Genomic DNA, 21936 nt, shown 5'->3' on the forward strand with positions numbered 1-21936 from the left:
TCAGTCGAAGTAGTTCGGTTGGGACTGGGCGTTGAGCAGGTCGAGTTCGATGCGCTTGGCCCTGTCGGTCCGGCGGTCGCGGAGGTCGATGACGTCCAATCCCCGCTGGATTTCGTTGGAGTAGATGTAGCCGTTGTAGTAGTACGTGGACCACGTCCCGGCGGGCCTCTCCAGGTTGTCCGCCCACGGCCCACGGTCGAGCCAGGCGATTTCCTTGGGGTGCCGCGAGTCGGTGAAGTCCATCACCGAGATGCCGCCCTGATACCAGGACTGCACCATGATGTCCTTGCCCTTCACCGGGATCAGCGAGCCGTTGTGCGCCACGCAGTTCTCGGTGTCGGTGTTGTGCCGTGGAATCTTGTAGTAGCTGCGGAACTCCAGCTTGCGGTGGTCGCCCTTGCCGACGATGTCGTAGACGGCGTCGGCGCCCTTCTCCAGCCCGATCTCCGGGTTGCAGGTCGGCGCGCCGCCACCGCCCAGCTCATCGGTGAAGATGATCTTGGTGGCGCTGTTGTTGAAGGTCGCCGAGTGCCAGAACGTGAAGTTCTCGTCGTCCCGCACACCGGCGATGGTGCGCGGACGCAGCGGGTTGGAGATGTCGAACAGCACGCCGTCGCCCATGCAGGCACCGGCCATCAGGTGCTTGTCGGGATAGGCGGTCAGGTCGTGGCAGCCCGTGGTCGCGGCGGTGAAGTTCGGCCACTTCGTGCCGGGCGGGTCGCCGGGGTTGCCGCCGTCCGGGAACAGCACCGGCTCGGCCGCGACGTGCGCCGCCTCCGGGTGCCGCAGCGGGACCTTCACGATCGAGATGAGGTCGTGCGGCGGGAGGCAGTCGGGGTAGTTGTCGTGCGGGGAGTACGAGGAAACGTAGATGTAGACCGTGCCGCGCCGACCCGGGACGAGGGTGTTGGTGTGGGAGCCGCACTTCGTCTCGACGGACTTGACGTAGCGCGGGTTCCGGACGTCGCTGATGTCGAAGATCTTGATGCCCTCCCACGCCGACTTCTCGGTCGCGGGCTTCGGAACGGACTGGCACGAGTCGTCGCTGCGTGAGCTGTCGGTCGACAGGAACAACAGGTTCCCCGCGATCGACACGTCGTTCTGCGACCCGGGGCACTGCACGACGGCCACGACCTTCGGGGCCCGCGGACGCGCGATGTCGTAGACGGTGAAGCCCTCGTAGTTGCCGCCGAAGGCGTACCGGCCCTTGAAGGCCAGGTCGGACGCGTAGGCCTCGGGCGCGGCGAGCGGTCCCTGCTTGGGGATGTTCGCCAGATGGTGCATGTTCGGGGTCTTGTCGATCTCGTCGCCGCCCGGCGCGCGGCCCGCCGAGGCCGCCGGAACGAACACCGAAGAGAGCATGAGCGTGATGCCGGAGAAGGCGCAGAGAAGGGCCCTGCGTCTGGTACGTCGCCTGGGAGCTGGCGTCACCCCTGACTCCTTTGTCCTGCACGGTTTCATGAACCGTGTCCTGATTTCCCCAAAGTATGGAGTCTTTGATGCTCATTGCATAGCTTTGGGTACTTATGAAGGCGTCTAGCCGTTGCATGGCAATTTTGGTGGCACCGGTTCCGCGAATACGGTCCGGCTGCCTGGCGCGGGAGGTTCGATGAGGCACCGGATCGCGGTGGCGCTGGCGGTCGCGCTGGCCGCCGGGTCGCTCACGGCCTGCGGCGGCGGCGAACCGGAGGCGGCACCGTCGCGAACCGTGCTGGTGCCGGGCCGTCCGGGCGAGCCCAACAAGACCGCCCTCGCGGGCCCGACGAAGGCCGCGCCGCCCACGACGGCCGAGGTCGGCTTCGTCCAGATGATGATCCGGCACCACACCCAGGCCCAGGAGATGTCCGCTCTGGCCCCGACCCGGACGTCGAACGCCCGAGTCCGCTCCCTGGCCGACCGCATCGGCGCCGCACAGAAGGTCGAGGTGGCCGCGATGCGCTCCTGGCTGGAACAGAACCCCAAGGCCGTCCTGAAGGCGCACGGCCAAAACCACGCCGCCCACACCATGCCCGGAATGGCAACGACTGATCAGCTACAACGCCTCCGAAACGCCCACGGCCCCGCCTTCGACCACCTCTACCTCACCCTGATGATCACCCACCACCAGGGCGCCCTCACCATGGCCAAGAACGTTTTGGACAAGGGCACCGACGTCACCGTCCAGCAAATGGCCCGGGACGTCCAGTCCACCCAAAACGCCGAAATCGACCGCCTGCACGACCTACTAACGGAACACTGACCGTCCCCAAGCGATCCCGGCTAGTGCTCCGCTTGTTTGTCGTTGGCTTGGTTCGGGGGGTTCGGGGGGTTCGGGGTGAGGCCGTGGAAGATGACGGCCAAGGTGCGGTGCTGGAGGTCGGGGTTCCAGCTGGGGAGTGTTGTCGCCTGGCACATCGCGGCCAGCAGGGTGGTGACCTCGTCGGTCCTGGTGGTGGGGGTGATGGCGCCGACGTCTTGGGCGCGGGTGAGCAGGGTGTGGACGCTGTGGTCGAGGAGTTGGACGGCCTCGGTGATCTGTAGGTCGATTCCGGTCCGCGCGAGCAGGTCGATGACGGATTTCTTGCGGACGGCCTGCTCGACGGTCTGGGTGAAGAAGGTGAACAGGGCCGTCGCCGGGTCGCCGTTGGCGGCGAGCGCGTCGGCCTGGTCGGTGAGCTGCCGCAGCAGGTCCTTCATGATCGCTTGCAGGAGCGCCTGCTTGGTGGGGAAGTGCCGGAAGATCGTCCCGATCGCCACTCCCGCCCGGACCGCGATCTGTTCGGTCGACGCCGAAGGGCCGTTGTCTGCGAAGACCCCCTCGGCGGCGGCGAGGATGCGGGCGCGGTTGCGGCGGCCGTCGGCGCGGACGCCCTTGTTCTTCGGTGTTGACAAGATGAGTCTCCACTCATCATTCTGAAGGTGAGTTCCTTCTCATCTTATGTCCGACGCCTTGGAAGGGCTGCCATGTCCGTGCCTGTACGCGTCCCGGGTCCACGTGAGGTCTTCGAGCACATGCGGCGACAGTGGCTCGCCGCCGAGGGTGATCAGTTCGGCGATCTGCTGGCCGACGACGCCGTCGTCGAGATGCCGTTCGCCCCGCCCGGCAGGCCGTCGCGCATCGAGGGACGTGACCGGTTCGTGGCCTTCGCCGCCCAGCGCCGGGCCGCTCTCCCGGTCCGTTTCGAGGAGGTCCGCGATGTCGTCATCCACGACACCGCCGATCCCGAGGTGATCGTGGTGGAGTACGAACTGGCCGGGACGGTCACCACCACCGGCCGCCGGGCCGCGGCCCCGTTCATCGGTGTCCTTCGCGTCCGCGACGGGAAGATCGCGCGTTGGCGCGAGTACCAGGACATGCCCGCCATCGCCGCGGCTCTCCAGCCATCCGACGCCGCCGACAGCGTCGGCCAGGCGCACCCTGAGGATGGATGAGCTCGCGCCCACCACCGGGGCGCCCTCACCAAGGGACGCTGAACATCACCAGGCGATGTCCGGAGAGTCCAGCCAGACCCGCTGCCCCTGCGGTTCCACGGTCACGCCAACCCGAGTGGCCTCGGGCCGTCCCGCCGCCTCCCAGCGCCTTTCCGCATCCTGGACGCTCGACGCACTCACACCCTGCGCCCGCAACGGCATGAAGGGCGAAGGCCCCGCACACCGGCCGTCCGCGGTCCCGTCGTCTTTCACCTTCAGCACCGCGAGGGGCCAGTCGGGATGGACCGTCGCGGCCAGCGGAACAACGATCAGCCCACCCGTCCGAACCTGCCGAACCCACTCATAAGGCACCGTGTGAGCCGACGCCGTCGCGATCACGCGGTCATAGGGCGCCCTCGACGGATGACCCGTTTCACCATCCCCAGTGACCACCGTCACCGCGAGCCCCGCAGTCTCCAGCGCCTCCCGCGCCGACGCCGCCACCACCGGATCCATCTCAATACTGACCACGTTCTCCGCCCCGGTCAGCCGGGCCAGGACGGCGGCGTTGTACCCGGTGCCCGTCCCGATCTCCAGGACCCGCATACCTTGCTCCAGCTCCATGGCCTCGATCAGTCGAGCCATGATGAACGGAGCGCTGCTCGAACTAGTCGAGACCATCCCCTTCCCCGTCTCCGGGTCGCACATCTCGCCGGACAACGCGGGGTCAGGCGCCACCCGAGTCACCACGGGGCCGTCCGCCGCCACCAGCTCACGCCACCGTTCCGGGTCGTCATCGCGCCGCAGCGGCACCAACCAGCCCGCTTCATCACGCACGAAGATCTCCGACGGAATGAAGGGCTCCCGAGGAACGGACGCGATCACCTCACGGACGTTCACTGCTTCCCCGTCCCGTTGCACAGAGCACATGGCCGCCAGACCCTGTTGCCATCGTCCGACTCCCACTTACCACCTTTGCCGCTACACCCGGTGCAGTCCACTTCCTTCTTGTGTTTCCCCACTCTCGACCCCTTTGATCAACCCAGCGCTCTCCACGCTGGAAACTAGTGATACCGAGCGACTAGCGGAGGTCGCGCGGCGGGGCCCACCCCTGGTCCCCGCCGCGCAACCTCCTCCCCCCGCGGCGCCCATTCCGTCTAGGGGGCTATCCGGAATGGACGTCGCGTCCTGGATCAGCTCGTGTTGACCTCGAACCAGACCTGCCGACCGCGACCGTCACAACTGGTGCCCCAGGCGTCTGCGAGTGACTCGACGAGGACCAGTCCACGCCCGCTCGTCGCGAACTCGTCGTAAGCCGCGATCTCCGGCGCCTTTTCCGTTGAGCCACCGTCGAACACGCTGACCCGTATTCGGTCGTGATACTCCTGTAGGTAGAGTGACACGAAGCCGCTCTTGAACTGCGAGTCAGAATGGACGATGGAGTTCGTCACCAGCTCGCTTACGCATTGTTCGACAGTGTAGGTAACGCGCTCCGAATACTTTGCGAATTGACCGCGTGCGATCGCGCGCGCCTGGCGAACCGACTGTGGAAAGCAACTGAGCAGAACGGCAGACGTTTTCGGCGTGTCCAGTTCCCCCTTGTGCATGTCGCTCACGATTGTTGCTCCCTTGCGCCTCCGTGGAGATCTATGCGATTCCCTCGAACAACTACCGGGAGTATCTGGCCGATGACCGAAGATCGCCATGCGCGGGCTACGGACTGTGGCCCGCGAAGCTGAGCGCTGGTGAGGTCGGCGTTCTACGATGCGCGCATGGAGACGAACGACCTGAGCGAAGCCCTACAAGCGATCATGGATCGGCATGGCTGGACGCAGGTCGGACTCGCCGACAGGTTGGGGGTGACCCGCGGCTGGGTCCAGCACGTGGTGAAGGGACGCCGTGACCCCGGAATAGGCAGTGTTAGGGAACGACTAGATCGCGTAGGCTGGGAGGTGGTCTTAAGGCCCAAAGGGAGGCATCCGGTGAAACGTCGCGAATTCCATGAGAAGGTCGTCAAGTTCGCCGGTGGAGCAATTGCCGGAAAGGCTGCGGGAGTGATGGCGATTCCCGGCGGTGGCAACAGTCCGTATGCCGAGGCCGATTACGTGTTCTCTCTTGCGCGGCGGGCGAGTGACATGAGGGACGAGCTTGGAGGCGGGCCCATCGCCTCCAAGGTTCTGACTCAGTTCAAAGGGATCAGTGCGGCACTACCCACGGGCGGAAAAGAGCTACGAACGTCGGCGTCGGAGTTCTCGCGTCAGGCCGCATGGGTTCTCTACGATGCGGGGCGCCCTGATGTGGCGCGCAACCTCGCTGGAAACGCGCTCGAACTCGCATCTGGTGTGTCAGACACTCAGCGGGAGGCTGCCGCGCACGCTCTTTTGAGCGACTTGTATCTACAAGAGAACAAGCCCGACCGGGCGGCTTCTCATGCGGAGAAGGGGCTGCGGCTTCCCGAGGTGAGTGATGGCACCCGCGCTCCATTGGAGGCTTATCTGGGGTGGGCTCTTGGGCGGAGTAGCTGGGCGGGGTACTCCAAGTCTCGATCGCGAAAGCTCATTGATCAGGCCAGAGGTCACACGAGCCTGCCACCCTTGGACTCTGCCTGGGTACACGGCGTGTCCGGGCTCGTGCTCCACAACGTAGGTGAGAACCAGCAAGCCTTTACTTCATTCGAAGATGCCGTTCGCATCACGGAACCCCTGCCCGCGACGCAATACCAAGCCAATGACCTTGCGAACGCCGCAGGCGTTGCACTGGCCGCCCATGAGCTCGACCTCGCAGCAGAGCTAATGAAAGCCCTGGCCTATGTGGCACCCTTGATCACGTCCGGATGGGTTGACCGGAAGGTGGTTACCGTCCTGCGGGAGTCAGGTCGTTGGGCTGACGTTCCGGAAATCAAACTTGCGCGCCAGCGATTGAAATCCGCGCTCTCCAGTGAAGTTGTCGCACGGTAGTCTGACGCTGGCAGGTCTCCTATCGGGCGCACTCAGGATCCGCGAGTTCGCTGAACCTTGGGTCTGATCGCGTTCGCGAGCACCGACCCTCGTCCTGTGCAAGGCCGGACGTTGGTTGTGGGGTGTGATCTTTTATCCGAGCGTGAGCATTGCCTCGGTTATTTCGTCGAGCGCTGCTTCGGGGATGGCAGAGGCGGCGGCGTCGAGGACGAGTAGGCGTGCCCTTGGGATTTCGCGGGCTATCGCCTTGGCGTTGCCAACGGGGAAGAAGGGGTCGTTGCGGCCGTGGACGACGAGTGTGGGGATGTTGATCTCGGGGAGGCGCTCGCGCCAGCGTGGTTCGCAGTTGAGTTTGGAGAACACCATGCCCAGCTGGTTGGCCATCTGGATCGGGGGTGCGGTGCTGGGTGTGCGGTCCCAGATGCGTGCGGCGATCGTGTGCGCTGGGACGGGGTCGTTGCCGAGGGTCTCGGCGCCGGTGGCGGCGAACTCCGCGACGGCCTCGCGGTCCGTCCAGTCGGGCATTGGGCGTGTGAACAGTTGGCCCATTGTCGCCTGGTCGTGGTCGGGGAGGTCGTCGTCGGGCGGGCCGGGGGCGACGGCGCGGGTGCCGACCAGGGTGAGTGCCGAGAACGCGGCCGGGTGGTCGAGAGCGGCCACTTGGGCGACCATTCCGCCGACGCCGATGCCCGCCAGGTGCGCTGGCTTCCCGCCGAGCGCGTCAGCTAGGGCTGCCGCGTCGGCGGCCAGGTCGCGGAGGGTGTAGGTGGGTGCCTCCGGGTTTGTTGTCGTTGATTCTCCGCTGTCGCGCAGGTCGTAGCGCACCACGCGGCGTCCGCCAGCGGCCAGGCGTTCGCAGAGTGCGTCGGGCCAGGAGAGCATTGTCGTGCCGCCCGCGAGTAGGACGAGTGGCGCGTCCTTGTCACCGAACGACTCGATGCCCAAGGCGATGCCGTTGGCCTTGATAGTGGTCATGCCAGGGCAGACCTGGTCCGGCGGCCAAACTCATCGGAGTAGACGGTCAGGGGCGGACTAGCGCCTTGAGGGCCTCGCGGTCGTTCATCGCACGGAATCCCTCGGCCACGTCGTTGAGGTCGACGGTCAGGTCGAACATGTCGCCTGGTGTGATCGTGCCGTCCAGGACCTCCGCGAGTAGTTCTGGGATGTAGCGCCGGGCCGGGGCGACGCCGCCTGTGATGGTGATGTTGCGCATGAAGACGTCGAAGTCCAGGCGTGCCTCGGCGTATTGGGGGACGCCGACTCGGCTGATCGTGCCGCCGTCGCGGACGATGGTCAGGGCCGTCTCGAACGCGGGGGCGTTGCCGACGCATTCCAGGACGTAGGGGGCGCCGTCGCCGTTGGTCAGGTCACGGACGGCGGCTGTCGCTTCTTCGCCGCGTTCTGGGATCACGTCGGTCGCGCCGAAGCGGCGGCCCAGGTCGGTGCGGGCCTGGTGGCGGCCGAGCAGGATGATTCGTTCGGCGCCCAGGCGGGCGGCCGACAGGACGGCGCTCAGGCCGACGGCGCCGTCACCGATGACGGCGACGGTCGAGCCCTTGCCGACGTTCGCGGTGATCGCGGCGTGGTGGCCGGTGGGCAGCACGTCGGACAGCGCCATGATCGAGGGGACCAGCGGATCGTCCGCCCCGACCGGCACCTTGACGAGCGTGCCGTCTGCCTGGGGGACTCGGGCCGCCTCGCCCTGTCCGCCGTCCAGGCCGTTCATGGCCCAGCGGCCGCCGTTGCGGCAGGAGCCGTGCAGGCCGTCCCGGCAGAAGTCGCAGGTGTTGTCGCACCACAGGAATGGGACCAGGACGACGTCGCCGCGTTTCACCGAGCGCACGTCGGCGCCGGTGTCCTCGATGACACCCATGAACTCGTGGCCGATGCGCAGGCCCTCCGTGGTGGGCTCCATACCTCGGTAGCGGTGCAGGTCGCTGCCGCAGACGCAGGCGCGGGTCACCCGGACGATCGCGTCCCCCGGCTCCACCAGCACGGGGTCGGGCACCTCCTCGACCCGGACGTCGCCCCGGCCGTAGATGAGGGTGGCTCGCATCTGTTGATCACTCCTTCGGGTCGACGATCGTCGCGTCGATCAGTTCGCGTACGGGGTGGTGGTCCAGGTTGAGCGCGGTCGTGATGAACTCGTCCAGGCGGGTTGGGGATAGGGGTGTTTCCGGTGTCAGGGCGCGGAGTCGGTCGGCGGTTTCGGTTCTGTCCCAGTTGAACGTGGTCTCGTCGGGGGCGTACCCGCTGGTGTGCGTGCCTTCGCGGGTGTGGACGGTGATCCGGCAGCCGCCCTGGGGGACGTCGGCGGCGGCGGTGACCGTGATGCGGCGGGTCAGGTCCATCAGGGTGGGGTCGTCGAAACCGTACAGGTCCGTTAGCTGGATGCCGCCGTCGCGGAGTGCGACCGCGAGGCAGTACGGCAGGCTCATCAGCGTGCCGCCCACGTCGCGGAACGGGCCGTGGGTGTCGATGCCGGGGTAGGACGCGTCGTCCGGGTTCAGTTCGACGGTGAGTGATACGGCGTCGTCGGCTTTGAAGTCGTGTTCGCGGGCCAAGGCGGTCAGGACCGTTACCGGGACCTGGTTGATCGCGCAGATCGGGTACGGCTTGTAGGTGACGCGGAGGATCCGCCACTCGTCGCCGAGTTCTGTCGTTGTTTCTGTGGTCCCGGCGAAGGCTTGTAGGTGTCCGGCGGCACCGTCCAGGGCGTCCGGGGCGCCGGTTACGCCGCGTGCGGCCAGGAGTGCCGCGACCATGCCGTTTCGGCTTGCGGCTCCTACCTGGTAGCGCCATTCCTGGGTGCCCGCCAGCCAGGTCTGGTTCGTGCCGCCGCCGAAGGCGGCTGCGAGGCCGAGGGCGGAGACGGTTTGTGCGGTGGTGAGGTTGAGGAGGCGGGCGGACGCGGCGGCTGCTGCGAGGGGGCCGTAGATGCTGGTCGCTCGGAAGCCGCGAGTGGTTGATGGGCTTGAGTTGCCTTCCGCGATGGCGGACGCCGCTTCGTAGCCCGCGATCATCGCGACCAGTAGGTCGCGGCCGGGTGCGTTGGCGCGGTCGGCTAGGGCGAGTAGTGCGGGGAGGGTCGTCGAGCCTAGATGGACTGAGATCGCTGTCTGGGTGTCGTCCTGGGTACGCGCGTGGATCAGGGCGCCGGTTGCGAGGGCGCATGACTCGACGGTGACGGGTGTGCCGTCTATGGGGAGTCGGGCACCGTTTCGCGGGTCGCACGCGCCGTTTTCCTTGGCGAAGGCGTAGCCGGTTTCGGCTAGGCGGTGCCCGGCCAGGCCGACGCCGAGGTCGTGCAGGAGGGTGACCTTCGCCTTCTCGATGACCTCGGGCGGGATGGTGGACGGGTCGAGTGTCGAGGTGAACTCGGCGACGTGTTCGGCCAGCGTCATGGTGTCCCCTCCTCGATTCTGGCGATGACCTGGCCTACGACGACATCGGCGTCCTGGGGCACCAGGAGTTCGACGACCGTGCCGGCGGCGGGGCTGACGATCTCGGCGGTCGCCTTGTCGGTCTCCATTTCGGCGATGGGCTCGTCCTCGGCGATCCGGTCGCCGACGTTCTTCAGCCACTGGACGATCGTCGCCTCGTCCATGGTCGCGCCCCACTTCGGCACCACGACGTCCGTCAAGCCCTCGTCCTCTCCATCGTGTTCAGGGCCGCGGACACGACGTCCTCGACCCCCGGGTAGTAGGCGGCCTCCAGGTCCGGCGCGAACGGCACCGGCGCGAACGGCGGGCGGACTTGGGCGGCCGGGGCGCGCAGGTCGGAGAAACCCTCGGTGGCGGCGATCCGGATGACCTCCGAGCCGACGCTGCACGGGCCCTGCGCGTCCTGGACGACGACGAGTCGCCCTGTTTTGTGCAGTGACCGCAGGATCAGCGCCTCGTCCAGTGGGCTCAGGGTGCGTAGGTCCAGTACCTCGGTGTCGACGCCGTTTCCCGCGAGTGCCTCGGCCGCCTCCAGGGCGAGTGGGACGGTGTCGCCCCAGCACACCAGCGTCAGGTCGGAGCCGGGACGGCGGATCATCCCGGCGCCGATCGGCACCACATGGTCTTGGCCGTCTGGGACCTCGCCGCGTCGCGTCCACAGGCTCAGGCTCTCGATGACGATCACCGGGTCGTCGGCGCGGATCGCGGCCTTGAGCAGGCCCTTGGCGTCGGCGGGAGTGCCGCCCCAGACGACCTTCAGGCCGGGGACGGCGGCCAGCCACCCCTCCAGGCTTTGGGAATGTTGCGGGCCCGAGCCGCGATGGCCGCCGCAGAGGGTTCGGATCGTCAGCGGCACCGCGAACGCGCCGTCCGACATGTACGACATCTTGGCGGCCTGGTTGACGAGCTGGTCCATCGCGAGGGTGATGAAGTCGAAGTACATGACCTCCGCGACCGGACGCAGCCCCGCCATCGCCGCGCCGACCGCCAGGCCGGTGAACGTCGACTCGCTGATCGGGGTGTCGCGGACCCGCTCCTCACCGAACCGGTCGCGGAGCCCGCGCGTGGCCGCGAACGGGCCGCCGGGCGCGCCCACGTCCTCGCCGAACAGGTGGACGGTCTCGTCCCGTTCCAGTTCCTCGTGCAGCGCGGAGTTGACCGCCTGCCAGTACTTCACGGTCGTCATCGGAGCGCTCCTCCCGGCAGGCGGTAGACGTGGGCGGTGACGGAGTCGGGCGCGGCGAGAGGGTCGGCTTCGGCGGCGGTGACGGCGTCCGCCATCTCTCGTCGTGCTTCGTCGTCGATGGCCTCTGTTTCGCCGGGGAGGGACGCGGCCAGGCGGTTCAACGGGTCGCCCGCCTTCCATTCGGCGACCTCGGCGGCGTCGCGGTACTTCTGCGGGTCGCCTTCGAAATGGCCGTGCCAGCGGTAGGTCAGGCATTCCAGCAGGGCCGGGCCGCCGCCCTCGCGCGCACGCGCCACCGCCTCGTCGGCGGCGTCGCGGACGGCATGCGCGTCGTTGCCGTCCACCTGGGAACCGGGAATGCCGTAGGGCGCGGCGTGGTCGGCCACGTGTTTCGCGGCCAGGTGCACGGAGACCGGGGTCAGCTCCACGTACTGGTTGTTCTCGCACACGAACACGATGGGCAGCTTCCACAGCGCCGCCAGGTTCAGCGACTCGTGAAACACGCCCTGGGCGACCGCGCCCTCCCCGAAGAACGCGACCGCGACGCCGCCGCGTCCCTTCCGGGCGGCGGCGAACGCGCCGCCGAGCGCGATCGGGATGCCCGCACCGACGATCGCGTTCGCGCCGAGGATGCCCGCCGCCGGGTCCGCGATGTGCATCGAGCCGGACCGGCCGCCGCAGTAGCCGGTCGAGCGGCCGAGCAGCTCCGCCATCATCGCCCTCGGCTCGCCGCCCTTGGCCAGGCAGTGCCCGTGGCCCCGATGGGTGGTGGTGATCAGGTCGTCGCGGCGCAGGACGTCGCAGACCCCGGCCGCGACCGCCTCCTGGCCGATCGAGACGTGCAGCGTTCCGGGCAGCCGTCCGGACGCCATCAGCTTCGCGGCGGCCACCTCGAACTGCCGGATCCGCGCCATCGTCCGATACAGCCGCCGTGCCGTTGTGGTCATGGTCGGACTTCCTCTCCGTCGCCCGGCGACCGTCGCGGGAGTTCCAGGACGGCGGTGCCGGGGGCGCACAACGTCCCGTCGGCCTTGCGTTCCTCCAGCGCGCACTCGACGAGCCCGGCGCCGGAGCCGTCCACCCGGCAGGCCGTCACCACGCCGGTGCAGGTCAGCGTGTCCCCGGGGACGGCGATGCCACGGTTGCGCCAGCCGAACCGGCGCAGCCTCGCGCGCGGGCCCGCCCAGTCGAGCGCGGTCCGCAACAGGAAACAGCCGTGCAGATGGGACTGGACGAGAACGTCCGGATACCCCTCCGTCGCCGCGTATCCGGCGTCGTAGTGGATGCGGTGCGCGTTCCATGTCGCCGCGCTGAACCGGAACAGCTGGATCGTGGTCGGACGGACCGTCACCGGGTCGAGCGCCATCCCGACCTCGACGTCCTCGAACGATTCGGGGGTCATTGGGCGGCCTCCGGACGCGCGATGAGGGTGTCGTGGCAGGTCACCAGGGGAGTGCCCGAGTCGTCGGAGAACGCCCGCAGCATGGTGATGATCAGGAAGGGGCCTTGGCCGCCTTGTTTCAGGGTCACGTTCTCGACCGATGTTTCGCGGACGACGCGCGTCCCGTCCTGGAGCGGGTGGTGGAAGTCGAGATCCTGACCGGCGCCCATCAGGCGGAGCCCGTCCAGTGGGAGTCCGGCCTTCTCGTCGCCGGTGCCGTCGGGGGTCAACTCGTCGGATGTTGGGCCCGCGTTCCAGCCGAGCACGCTGCTCAGAAACAGCGGGGGCGCGACGTCGCCGGGGGTTTCGCCTGCGGCGACTGCGAAACGTTGGAAATCGCGTGCGGTGATGATGCCGAGGTCGTCTCGGATGACCTTTCCGATGTGTTCGCGGATGCGCTCGCATATCTCGTCCAGCGTGTTCATCGGTCACCTCCCGAGACCGTCCGCCGCCTCAGCAGCTTCTTCTCGACCTTGCCGATCGAGGTCTTCGGCAGTTCGGGCACGATGTGGATGCGCGTCGGCACCTTGAAGGTCGCGAGACGGGCCCGGCAGTGCGCGGCGATCTCGTCGGTGGTCGGCGGCGGGTTCGGTGGGCGCGCGACGACGAACGCCACGACCTCTTCGTCCCGCACGGGGTCGGGTCCGGCGACGACGGCCGCCTCCGCGACCGCCGGGTGTTCCAGTAGCGCGAACTCGACCTCGCTCGCGGACACGTTCTCGCCCGCGCGTTTGATGACGTCCTTCTTGCGGTCGAAGAAGTACACGTAGCCCTGTTCGTCGAGGTAGCCGTTGTCGCCCGTGTACAGCCAGCCGTCCCGGACGGTCGCGGCCGTGGCCTCCGGGTCCTTGAAGTAGCCCTTCATCAGCGTCCGGCCGGGCACCCCGGACACGAGGATCTCGCCGACCGTGCCCGCCGGGACGTCGCGGCCGTCCGCGTCCACGATCCGGATTCGGCGGTCGAAGTTGGGCAGGCCGATGGACGGCCAGCGGCGGTCCCCGAACACCGGGGACATCGTGACGACCGTGCCGCCCTCCGACAGCCCGTAGCCGTTGATCAGCTCGACGCCGAAACGGCGCTCGAACTCGTCCTTCTCCCGGTCGGTGACGTTGATCGCGTAGATGGCGCGGTGGACGCGGTGCGCGGCGTCGTCCGGCGACGGCGGCTGCGCCAACATGGTCCGCACCTGCATGGCGACCAGGCTCACCGACGTCGCGCCATGGTGCCGCACCCGCGACCAGAACCCGCTGGCGTGGTAGTCCTCCAGCAGGACGGCCGTGCCGCCGACCGTCAGCGCGGCCAGCACCGTGATCTCCTGCGCGTTGATGTGGAAGAGCGGCAGCGCGGTCAGCAGCCGGTCGCCGCCGTGCAGCGCGGCGCCGCGTGCGACGCGCTCCCCGCCCCACAGGCAGTTCGCGTGTGTGATCATGACGGCCTTGGGACGGGCGGTGGTGCCGGAGGTGAACAGCATCTCCACGACGTCCTCGGAGCCGACGTCCGCGCGCACGGCGGGCGGGGCGGACGCCACGTCCGCGAACGGCACGAACCCGTCCACGGCGTCGCCGCGCGCCACGATCCGGTGCTCGACCTTCGGCAGGTCGGCCAGGACGTCGGCGAACATCGGGAGGTAGTCGGGTTCGGTGAGGACGCCCACCGCCTCCGACCGCTCGATCAGATACGCCAGTTCGGCGGCCGAGCACGCGACGTTGGACGGCACCATCACCGCGCCGAGCCACGCCAGCCCGAACCACGCGAACACGAACTCCGCGCAGTTGCGCAGCTGGATCACGACCGCGTCGCCGCGTCCGATCCCCACGGCCTCGAACCCGCCCGCGACGCGGCGGACGGCGTCGAGCGTCTCCCGGTAGGTGTATTCGGTGACGGCGCCCGACCGGTCTTCGATGACAAGGCAGGCGCGGTCGGGGTGCCGGTCGGTCCGTTCGACCAGCAGGTCGGCGAGGGTGCGGTTCCCGATCAGGTCCACGACGGCTCCCGCTGCTCAGTCACGCGAGGACAGGCCGAGCAGGTTCCGCGCGATCATCCAGCGGTGGATCTCCGACGAGCCGTGCCCGATCCGCCAGACCCGCACCTGCCGGTAGAAGCTCTGGATCGGCAGTTCCTTGCTGTAGCCGAGGCCGCCGAAGATCTGGAGGCAGCGGTCGGTGACGCGCTGGGCCATCTCGGTCGCGTACAGCTTGGCCATGAACGCCTCGTTGCGGATCGTCTTGCCCTCGTCCGCCATCCACGCCGCCCGGTAGACCAGGAAGCGGGCGGCGTCGAGTTCGACCACGGAGTCGGCCAGCATCCACTGCACGGCCTGCCGGGTCGCGATGGGCTTGCCCCAGGTCACGCGCTGTTTCGCCCACTCGACGGCCATGTCGAGACACCGCTGCGCGATGCCGAGCTGGAACGCGGCGATCTTGAGGCGGCCGTGCGTCAGCTGCTCGGACGCGAGCCGCCAGCCGCCGCCGACCGCGCCGAGCCGCGCCGAGTCCGGGACGACGCAGTCGGTGAACGACAGCTCGTACGGCTCCCAGTCGTCGCCCATGGTGGGGATCGGCTTGGACGCGTCGAATCCGGGCGTCCCCATGTCCACCAGGAAACAGGTGATGCCGCGCCCACCGGCGGACGGGTCGGTGCTGGCGAACAGGATGCAGAAGTCGGCGCGGTCCACCTCGGAGATGAAGATCTTCGTCCCGTTGATGACCCAGTCGTCGCCGTTCCGCACGGCGGTCGTGCTGATGCGGGCGAAGTCGGAGCCGGTGCCGGGCTCGGTGAAGGCGTAGCAGCTGCGCCGCTCCCCGGCGATCACCGGATACAGGTACTTCTTCTTCTGCTCGTCGTCGCCCTGGTAGAGGACCGGTTCGGGGCTGCCGCCGAACTCGAACATGGCCGGATGCTTGTACAACTCCTCCGCGACCAGGCAGGACGCGAGGGTGCCCATGCCCTGGCCGCCGTACTCCTCCGGGACGTCCAACGCCCACAGCCCGTGGTCCCTGGCGCGCTCCTGGAGGTCGCGGCGTTCGGCGGGGGAGAGCTTGCCCTCGGCGAGGAACCGCGCCTCAAGGGGCATCAGTTCCCGCTCCCGGAATCGGCGCACCGAGTCGACGAACATGTCGAGTTCGGGCGGGATGCTGAAGTCCATACGCCGTCATCCCTTCATTCGACCGACTAGTCGGTCGGTTTCGACTCTCGCATCTGTGCGAGCCCATGTCAACGGCCCATGTCAACGGCCCATGTCAACGGCCCGTGTCACCGGCCCGTGTCACCGGCCGGTCAGGGGGAGGCGCCCTGGTCGGCGTCCGCCGCGCCGACGAGCGCGACCCGGTTGCCGAACACCTCGATCCCGTTCGCCATGTCGTGGTGGGCGCGGCCGATCTCGTGGAAGGGGACGACCTCGCCCAGCGCCGGGTCGATCCGCTTCGCCCGGACGAGGTCGTTGTACGCGCGGGCCTGCTCGTCGTTCGTCCCGTGCGAGCCCTGCAACCGCTTCTGCATGACCCACTGGTAGCGGAGGTCGACCATGGCCGAGTAGCCGGACGTGCCCGCGCAGATCACCACCATCCCGCCGGGCGCGCAGACGAACACGCTGGTCGGGATCGTCGCCTCGCCGGGATGCTCGAACACGATCCGTGGGGCGCGGCCTCCGCCGATCTCGGCGAGCGCCTTGCGGAACCGGCGGGCCTCCTTCATCCACGCGCCGTATCCGGCGGCGTCGTCCCAGTGCGGTGGGACGCCCCAGTGCGAGAAGTCGTTGCGGTCCAGGTAGCCGATCGCGCCGAACCGCACTTGACCTGGGGATCGTCCGGGTCCCAGTGGCCGGGGTGGACGACGACGCGGTCGCCGACCGCGACCGTCCGGACGCCGTCGCCGACCGCGTGGACGACGCCGGACGCGTCGCTGCCGCCCACGTGGAAGTCCCACGGCTCGCCCTTGCGGCGGCGTTCGGCGATCACGTCGATCGGGACCCCGCGTGCCGCCCAGACGTTGTTGAAGTTGATCCCGGCCGCCATCACCGCGACGAGCACCTCGCCGGGGCCCGGCTCGGGGACCGGGACCTCCTCGATCTGGAGGGCGTCCATCGGGTCGCCGAACCGGTCCGGCCGGACGACCTGCGCGAACATGCGGCTCGGCAGCGTGCCGGGAGGCGGCGGCTCCCCGACCGGAATCCTGGAATCAATGGCCACGAACCGCTCCTCGCATTTCAAGATCGCCGTTTTGCGGGCCGTCACGGGATTGGCTCCGTCGCTCGCTGGTTTCGGATGGAACTACGGTTCGGCAGGAAATGTCAATCCCCGGGAAGAGGGGGTTGACGGCTTCCCGAAGGCGAGGTTAACTGGAGTCGCCCGACCGGTCGGTCGAGAGTGTCCGACCCGGTGTGAGCTGCATAGATGCCCGTCCCAACGGCACGACGGCCATGACCGGCGAATTCTGCCGCCGTCTTATCGGCGAAACACATATCCTCACTCGAATTCTCTGGAGGACGGATGGTCGGCGATCTGACCTATGCGCCCACGGCGGGCGAACTCGTTTCCGCCTATGCCGCCGGGACGCTCTCTCCGGTGGAGGCGGCGAACGCGGCCCTGGCGGTGATCCGGGACCGCGACGCCGACTGCAACGCCTACGTACTCGTCGATCCGGAGCGGGCGCTGGCGAGCGCCCGCGCCGCCGAGCGGCGCTGGCGCGACGGGTCCCCGCTGGGCCCGCTCGACGGCGTGCCGATGTCGATCAAGGACCTGTTCCTCACCCGTGGCTGGCCGACGCTGCGCGGCTCGCGGCGCATCGACCCCGACCAGCCGTGGGACGTCGACAGCCCGGTCGCCGCCCGGCTCCGGGAGGGCGGCCTGGTGCTGCTCGGCAAGACCACCACCCCCGAGATGGGCTGGAAGGGCGTCTGCGACAACCCGCTGACCGGGATCACGCGCAACCCGTGGGACACGTCCCGCACCTCGGGCGGCTCCAGCGGCGGCAGCGCGGCGGCCATCGCCACCGGCATGGGGCCCCTGTCGGTCGGCACGGACGGCGGCGGCTCGATCCGGATCCCGGCGGCGTTCTGCGGCGTCGTCGGGTTCAAGCCGACGCACGGCCGCGTCCCGCAGTACCCGCTCAGCTCGCTCGCGGTCCTGGCGCACGCCGGGCCGATGGCCCGCACGGTGGACGACGTCGCGCTCCTCCTGGACGCCCTGGCGATGCCCGACCACCGCGACCCCTACGACCTCGGGCACCACGACGGCCCTTACAGCGCGGCCATCGACCGGGACGTGCGCGGCGTGACCGCCGCGTTCTCCGCCGACTTCGGGTATGTCCGGGTCGATCCGGAGATCGCCGCCGCCGTGGCGTCCGCCGCGCGGGCGCTCCAGGACGCCGGGATGCGCGTCGAGCAGGCCGACCCCGGGTTCCCCGACCCGCTGCCCGCGTTCGACGTGCTGTGGTGCGCGGGCGCGGCCCGCTGGCTGGACGTGTTCGACGCCCGCGCCGACGACGTGGATCCCGGGCTGCGCGCCGTGATCGAACGGGGCCTCACCTACTCGGCGGGCGACTACCTGGCGGCGGAGGCGGAACGGCTCGCGCTCGGCGTCCGGATGGGCGAGTTCCACACCCGCCACGACGTGCTGATCACCCCGACGGTGCCGATCCCCGCGTTCGAGGCCGGGCACGACGTGCCGCCCGGCAGCGGCCTGACCGACTGGCCCGAGTGGACGCCGTTCACCTACCCGTTCAACATGACCCACCAGCCCGCGATCACCGTGCCGATCGGCTTCACCGCCGCCGGACTACCGATCGGCCTCCAGATCGTCGGCCCCCGCCACGCCGAGGCACTCGTCCTCGCCGTGGCCCGGGCCGTCGAGCGGACGCGCCCCGATGACGTCGAGCGGACGCGACCCGGCGACGCCGAGGGGACGCGCCCCGATGACGCCGAGGGGACGCGCCCCAGTGACGTGGAGCGGGCGCGGCCCGGCGCGGATGGGCGTCCGTCCGCTCGTCGTACGACCGGTGCGGCGCCCTGACCTCGTGCTAGCGCAGGCCATTGGTGAAGGCCGCGAGGCCGTCCAGGGCGTGGAGCGCGTCGGCCTCGCCCGTGGTGGGGAGCCCGAGGCAGATGCGCTCCACACCGGCGGCGGCCAGGTTCTCGACGGCGTGGGCGTCGGGTTCCAGGCCGCAGAGCGTGATCGGGACGTTCGGCCGCCCCCGCTCGGCGAGCTCGGCGGCGATCCGGCGGATCTCGTCCGGCGGGGTCGCCGCGCGGGGCAGCCAACCGTCCCCGAGCCGGACGAGCCGGTCGATCGCCGCCGGGCTCTCGCCACCCACGTAGATCGGCGGATGCGGGCGCCGCACCGGCTTCGGCCACAGGTGGATCGGGTCGAAGTCGACGTGGTCGCCGTGGAACTCGGCGCCGTCCCGCGTCCAGATCTCCTTCAGCGCGGCGAGCTGCTCGTCCATCCGCCTGCCCCGGGTGCGGGGGTCGACGCCGTGGTTGCGCATCTCCTCCCGGTTCCAGCCGACCCCGACGCCGAGGACGGCGCGTCCGCCGGACAGCACGTCCAGGGTGGCGACCTCCTTGGCGGTGTGGATCGTGTCCCGCTGGGGGAGCAGCGTGATCGCGGTGCCCAGCAGCAGGTCGGACGACGCCGTCGCCGCCACCGCGAGCGCCGTGAACGGGGCCAGGGTCCGGTAGTAGGCGTCGGGCAGTTCGGCGCTGCCCTGCCAGAGGGTCTCGCGCTCGACCGGAATGTGCGAGTGCTCGGCGATGAACAGGGCGTCGAAGCCGCGCTCCTCCGCCGCGCGGGCCAATACGTCCGGGCGGATGCTCTCGGCCGTCAAAAGCGTGTAGATGCCGAACTTCACGGGATCACCAATTTCCGGGTATCGAGATCTTGGACGGGGGAGGCGGGCGTGCCGGACGACAATACCGAAACTGCGGCAGATCGCGAGGTCAAGCCTTGACAAGGTCTCTCCCCCCTGCAATCGTAATCATACGCCCGACCGGTCGGTCGGGAGAACTGGAGATTGGCCCGACGGACCGCCCATAAGGCGACCGCTGGCCCGCGCGTCCAGCCGGCTGCCGCACGGCCGTCGCCGGGTCGGACGATCTGTCGAATCCATTCGAGCTGAAATAGGGATCGCCGCTTTCAACGCCGTCGCGGACGATCCGCAATGCGCTGTCCCGGGGGTGTCAGCGCACATCTGAGCCGCTCCGCCCCGTTCGTTGGAAGGGAAACGCGGATGACCTCCGGAATGACACCCGCGAAGGACGTGCCGAAGAGGGGCACGCTGAAGATCGCCGCCGCGGCGCTGGCGGCGTCGAGCATCGAGAACTACGACTTCTTCATTTACGGTACCGCCGCCGCGCTGGTCTTCCCCGACCTGTTCTTTCCGGGGCAGAGCCCCCTCGCCGGGGCGCTGCTGTCCTTCTCCACGTTCGCGGTCGGGTTCCTCGCCCGACCGGTCGGCGCGGTGATCTTCGGCCATCTCGGCGACGTGCACGGCCGCAAGCGGTCCCTCGTCATGGTGCTGCTGACGATGGGCCTCGGCACCACGCTCATCGGCGCCCTGCCCACCTACGACGACATCGGCCCGGCGGCCCCGCTGCTGCTGGTGCTGCTGCGGCTCATCCAGGGCGTCGCGCTCGGCGGCCAGACCGGCGGGGTGATCCTGCTGGCGCTGGAGAACGCGCCGTCCCACCGGCGCGGCTTCTTCTCCAGCTTCGCGCTGGCGGGCGGGCCCGCGGGCATCCTGGTGGGCAACCTCGCGTTCCTGATCACGGACCTGGTCACCACGTCCGACTCCTTCGACGCCTGGGGCTGGCGGCTGCCGTTCCTCGCGAGCGTCGCGCTGCTCGGGCTGACGATCTACATCCAGTTGCGCATCGAGGAGACCAAGGCGTTCAAACGCCTCCAGGACTCCGCGACGCCCCCACAGGCCGCGAATCCGCCACAGACTGCCAAGACCGCGCAAGCTGCCACGGCCCCACAGACCGCCAAGGGCGCGCCGATCAAGAAACCGGTGGTGACGGCCGCCGGACGGTCGCCGGTGGTGGAGGCGCTGAGCCGGTATCCGCGGCAGATCGTGTTGATCGGCGGCGCGTACATCGGTATCAACGTGACCTACTACCTGTTCATGACCTTCGCCGTCGCCTACGGCACCAACGACGACATCCTCGACATGCCGAAGAGCCGCATCCTGCTCGGCGTGCTGGTCGGGGCGGCGGTCCAGCTCGTCATGCTGCCCGTCGCGGGCGCGCTGTCGGACCGCATCGGACGCCGGACGATGATGATCGCCGGTTCGCTGCTGCTCGGGGTGTGGGCGTTCGCGTTCTGGCCGCTGCTCAACACGGAGTCGCCCGTCGTCATCGCGTTCGCGTTCATCATCGGGCTGGGGCTGCTGCACACCACGATGTACGGGCCGCAGGGCGCGTTCTTCGCCGAGACGTTCCCGACCGCGACGCGCTACTCGGCGATGTCGCTGAGCATCCAGGTCGCGTCGGTGATCGGCGGCGCGGTGGCACCGCTCATCGCCACGTCCTTGTACGCCTGGACGGGAACCTGGCTGTCGATCGCCGTCTACATGGCCGCGGTGTGCCTCATCACCGTCGTCTCGGTGCTCCTGCTTCCGGAGACGTACCGGAACGACATCGAGGAACCGGCCGTGCGGGACGCGCCGTCCGCCGTGACGACTTCGCATGAGGCGCACGCGAAGGAGGCGGGTGAGGCGCACGCGAAGGAGGCGGGCCCCGGGGAGGCGGGGACGGTGAGCACCGCCTGACGTCCGGCCCGGTCCGCGGCCCTGGCGGGTGTCAGGGCCGCAGACCGCGGTAGGCGTAGTCCCAGAAGGCGTCGGCGATCTCGTCGACGGTGAATTTGCCGTCCGAGTGGTACCACTGGTACGCCCAGTTGCTCATCCCGAAAATCGCGAGGCTGAACAGCTTGCTGTCGACCTCGCGGAACGCCCCGGCGGCGATGCCGTCGCGGATGACGTCCTCGACCATGGACTCGTAGCGGGCGCGTTTCTCGGTGGCGATGGCGAGATCGGCGTCCGGAAGCTCGCGATGGTTCTCGAAGAACACCCGGACCTGGCCGCGCCTGGTGGCGATGTTCTCCAGAAAGTCATGGATGACGCCGCGCAGGAGTTCGGCAGGCTCGATTCCCTGTTCGACGCGGGCGCGATGCGACTCGATCAGGCCGTCGATCAGTTCCTCGTGCATGTACCACAGGAGCTCGGACTTGCTCCGAAAATAGTGATACAGAGTGGGCTTGCCGATGCCGACGGCGGCGGCGATGTCGTCCATGGAGGCGCGGGCGTAGCCCAATTTCTCGAAGAGGTCGGCGGCCAGCCGGATGATCTCCGCCCGGCGCTCGTCTTTCGACATTTGCCGCCGTCTCGACCGCCGCTCCGATTCAGCTTCGGACATCCGCGTACACTCCGCATCATCGCTTGGGCCAGAAGTATACCAGGATGTTCATCAATTACTCGCGGCGCACCCATGCGCGCAAGGGCGCGCTGAAAGGAGCCGCACTTATC

General features: G+C 68.8%; 23 protein-coding genes. 5 read left to right on the forward strand and 18 right to left on the reverse strand.

Annotated elements, in window-relative coordinates; translation table 11 throughout:
• Positions 1 to 1431: an LVIVD repeat-containing protein gene (locus ABD808_RS22895; RefSeq protein WP_344899972.1), complete on the reverse strand. Its 1431-nt coding sequence runs from the start codon at positions 1429 to 1431 to the stop codon at positions 1 to 3.
• A 178-nt stretch (positions 1432 to 1609) separates the two neighbouring features.
• Here ABD808_RS22895 and ABD808_RS22900 point away from each other — a divergent pair, with 178 nt between their 5' ends.
• Positions 1610 to 2239: a DUF305 domain-containing protein gene (locus ABD808_RS22900; protein ID WP_344899974.1), complete on the forward strand. Its 630-nt coding sequence runs from the start codon at positions 1610 to 1612 to the stop codon at positions 2237 to 2239.
• 20 nt (positions 2240 to 2259) lie between these two features.
• Here the strand turns inward: ABD808_RS22900 and ABD808_RS22905 are convergent, their stop codons facing one another.
• Positions 2260 to 2871 carry a TetR/AcrR family transcriptional regulator gene (locus ABD808_RS22905; RefSeq protein WP_344899976.1) on the reverse strand — a complete coding sequence of 204 codons (612 nt, stop codon included), beginning with the start codon at positions 2869 to 2871 and terminating at the stop codon, positions 2260 to 2262.
• Between the two features lie 72 nt (positions 2872 to 2943).
• Here ABD808_RS22905 and ABD808_RS22910 point away from each other — a divergent pair, with 72 nt between their 5' ends.
• Entirely contained in the window at positions 2944 to 3411 is a 468-nt protein-coding gene (locus ABD808_RS22910) for a nuclear transport factor 2 family protein (RefSeq protein WP_344899978.1), read from the forward strand.
• A gap of 45 nt (positions 3412 to 3456) precedes the next feature.
• Here the strand turns inward: ABD808_RS22910 and ABD808_RS22915 are convergent, their stop codons facing one another.
• Together ABD808_RS22915 and ABD808_RS22920 are read right to left on the reverse strand one after the other, a co-directional pair.
• Positions 3457 to 4227, reverse strand: coding sequence for a methyltransferase domain-containing protein (locus ABD808_RS22915; RefSeq protein ID WP_344899980.1), 771 nt, complete (start codon positions 4225 to 4227; stop codon positions 3457 to 3459).
• 356 nt (positions 4228 to 4583) lie between these two features.
• Positions 4584 to 4997, reverse strand: a complete 414-nt coding sequence (locus ABD808_RS22920) for an ATP-binding protein (RefSeq protein ID WP_344900183.1) — start codon at positions 4995 to 4997, stop codon at positions 4584 to 4586.
• A 165-nt stretch (positions 4998 to 5162) separates the two neighbouring features.
• On the opposite strand from ABD808_RS22920, the gene ABD808_RS22925 reads away from it, so the two are divergent.
• Positions 5163 to 6347, forward strand: a complete 1185-nt coding sequence (locus ABD808_RS22925; RefSeq protein ID WP_344899982.1) for an NsdA family TPR-like regulatory protein — start codon at positions 5163 to 5165, stop codon at positions 6345 to 6347.
• A 132-nt stretch (positions 6348 to 6479) separates the two neighbouring features.
• On the opposite strand, the gene ABD808_RS22930 is transcribed toward ABD808_RS22925, so the two are convergent.
• The 12 genes from ABD808_RS22930 to ABD808_RS22985 all read right to left on the reverse strand — a co-directional run bounded on the left by ABD808_RS22930 (position 6480) and on the right by ABD808_RS22985 (position 16604).
• A complete protein-coding gene (locus tag ABD808_RS22930; protein ID WP_344899984.1) occupies positions 6480 to 7322 on the reverse strand; it encodes an alpha/beta fold hydrolase in 843 nt (280 codons plus the stop codon).
• Positions 7323 to 7368: 46 nt separating this feature from the next.
• On the reverse strand, positions 7369 to 8403 hold the full coding sequence (locus tag ABD808_RS22935) for a zinc-dependent alcohol dehydrogenase family protein (protein WP_344899986.1): 1035 nt from the start codon (positions 8401 to 8403) through the stop codon (positions 7369 to 7371).
• Positions 8404 to 8410: 7 nt separating this feature from the next.
• Complete coding sequence (locus tag ABD808_RS22940; protein ID WP_344899988.1) at positions 8411 to 9751, reverse strand: MmgE/PrpD family protein; 1341 nt, start codon at positions 9749 to 9751, stop codon at positions 8411 to 8413.
• On the reverse strand, positions 9748 to 9990 hold the full coding sequence (locus ABD808_RS22945; RefSeq protein WP_344899990.1) for a biotin/lipoyl-containing protein: 243 nt from the start codon (positions 9988 to 9990) through the stop codon (positions 9748 to 9750). Before ABD808_RS22945 ends, ABD808_RS22940 begins: the two co-directional genes overlap by 4 nt.
• Complete coding sequence (locus tag ABD808_RS22950; protein ID WP_344899992.1) at positions 9987 to 10976, reverse strand: alpha-ketoacid dehydrogenase subunit beta; 990 nt, start codon at positions 10974 to 10976, stop codon at positions 9987 to 9989. Before ABD808_RS22950 ends, ABD808_RS22945 begins: the two co-directional genes overlap by 4 nt.
• Entirely contained in the window at positions 10973 to 11923 is a 951-nt protein-coding gene (locus ABD808_RS22955; RefSeq protein ID WP_344899994.1) for a thiamine pyrophosphate-dependent dehydrogenase E1 component subunit alpha, read from the reverse strand. The genes ABD808_RS22950 and ABD808_RS22955 overlap by 4 nt, the downstream gene beginning before the upstream one ends.
• The gene (locus tag ABD808_RS22960) at positions 11920 to 12378 is read right to left on the reverse strand and encodes a hotdog family protein (RefSeq protein WP_344899996.1); all 459 of its coding nucleotides are present in this window, start codon (positions 12376 to 12378) and stop codon (positions 11920 to 11922) included. Before ABD808_RS22960 ends, ABD808_RS22955 begins: the two co-directional genes overlap by 4 nt.
• Positions 12375 to 12842 (reverse strand): FAS1-like dehydratase domain-containing protein, encoded by a 468-nt coding sequence (locus tag ABD808_RS22965; RefSeq protein WP_344899998.1) that lies wholly within the window; start codon positions 12840 to 12842, stop codon positions 12375 to 12377. Before ABD808_RS22965 ends, ABD808_RS22960 begins: the two co-directional genes overlap by 4 nt.
• Positions 12839 to 14401, reverse strand: coding sequence for an AMP-binding protein (locus tag ABD808_RS22970; protein WP_344900000.1), 1563 nt, complete (start codon positions 14399 to 14401; stop codon positions 12839 to 12841). The genes ABD808_RS22965 and ABD808_RS22970 overlap by 4 nt, the downstream gene beginning before the upstream one ends.
• 15 nt (positions 14402 to 14416) lie before the next feature.
• A complete protein-coding gene (locus tag ABD808_RS22975) occupies positions 14417 to 15562 on the reverse strand; it encodes an acyl-CoA dehydrogenase family protein (protein WP_344900002.1) in 1146 nt (381 codons plus the stop codon).
• 131 nt (positions 15563 to 15693) lie between these two features.
• The gene (locus ABD808_RS22980; protein WP_344900004.1) at positions 15694 to 16110 is read right to left on the reverse strand and encodes a zinc-binding dehydrogenase; all 417 of its coding nucleotides are present in this window, start codon (positions 16108 to 16110) and stop codon (positions 15694 to 15696) included.
• A complete protein-coding gene (locus ABD808_RS22985) occupies positions 16107 to 16604 on the reverse strand; it encodes an alcohol dehydrogenase catalytic domain-containing protein (RefSeq protein ID WP_344900006.1) in 498 nt (165 codons plus the stop codon). The genes ABD808_RS22980 and ABD808_RS22985 overlap by 4 nt, the downstream gene beginning before the upstream one ends.
• Positions 16605 to 16904: 300 nt before the next feature.
• On the opposite strand from ABD808_RS22985, the gene ABD808_RS22990 reads away from it, so the two are divergent.
• Complete coding sequence (locus tag ABD808_RS22990; protein WP_344900008.1) at positions 16905 to 18425, forward strand: amidase; 1521 nt, start codon at positions 16905 to 16907, stop codon at positions 18423 to 18425.
• Between the two features lie 7 nt (positions 18426 to 18432).
• Here ABD808_RS22990 and ABD808_RS22995 read toward each other — a convergent pair whose 3' ends face one another.
• On the reverse strand, positions 18433 to 19263 hold the full coding sequence (locus tag ABD808_RS22995; protein WP_344900010.1) for an LLM class F420-dependent oxidoreductase: 831 nt from the start codon (positions 19261 to 19263) through the stop codon (positions 18433 to 18435).
• Positions 19264 to 19641: 378 nt separating this feature from the next.
• Here ABD808_RS22995 and ABD808_RS23000 point away from each other — a divergent pair, with 378 nt between their 5' ends.
• The gene (locus ABD808_RS23000; RefSeq protein ID WP_344900012.1) at positions 19642 to 21180 is read left to right on the forward strand and encodes an MFS transporter; all 1539 of its coding nucleotides are present in this window, start codon (positions 19642 to 19644) and stop codon (positions 21178 to 21180) included.
• Between the two features lie 31 nt (positions 21181 to 21211).
• On the opposite strand, the gene ABD808_RS23005 is transcribed toward ABD808_RS23000, so the two are convergent.
• On the reverse strand, positions 21212 to 21784 hold the full coding sequence (locus ABD808_RS23005) for a TetR/AcrR family transcriptional regulator (protein ID WP_344900014.1): 573 nt from the start codon (positions 21782 to 21784) through the stop codon (positions 21212 to 21214).
• Between the last annotated feature and the right edge of the window lie 152 nt (positions 21785 to 21936).

Source organism: Actinomadura meridiana, assembly GCF_039537545.1.
GTDB classification, from domain to species: Bacteria; Actinomycetota; Actinomycetes; order Streptosporangiales; family Streptosporangiaceae; genus Spirillospora; species Spirillospora meridiana.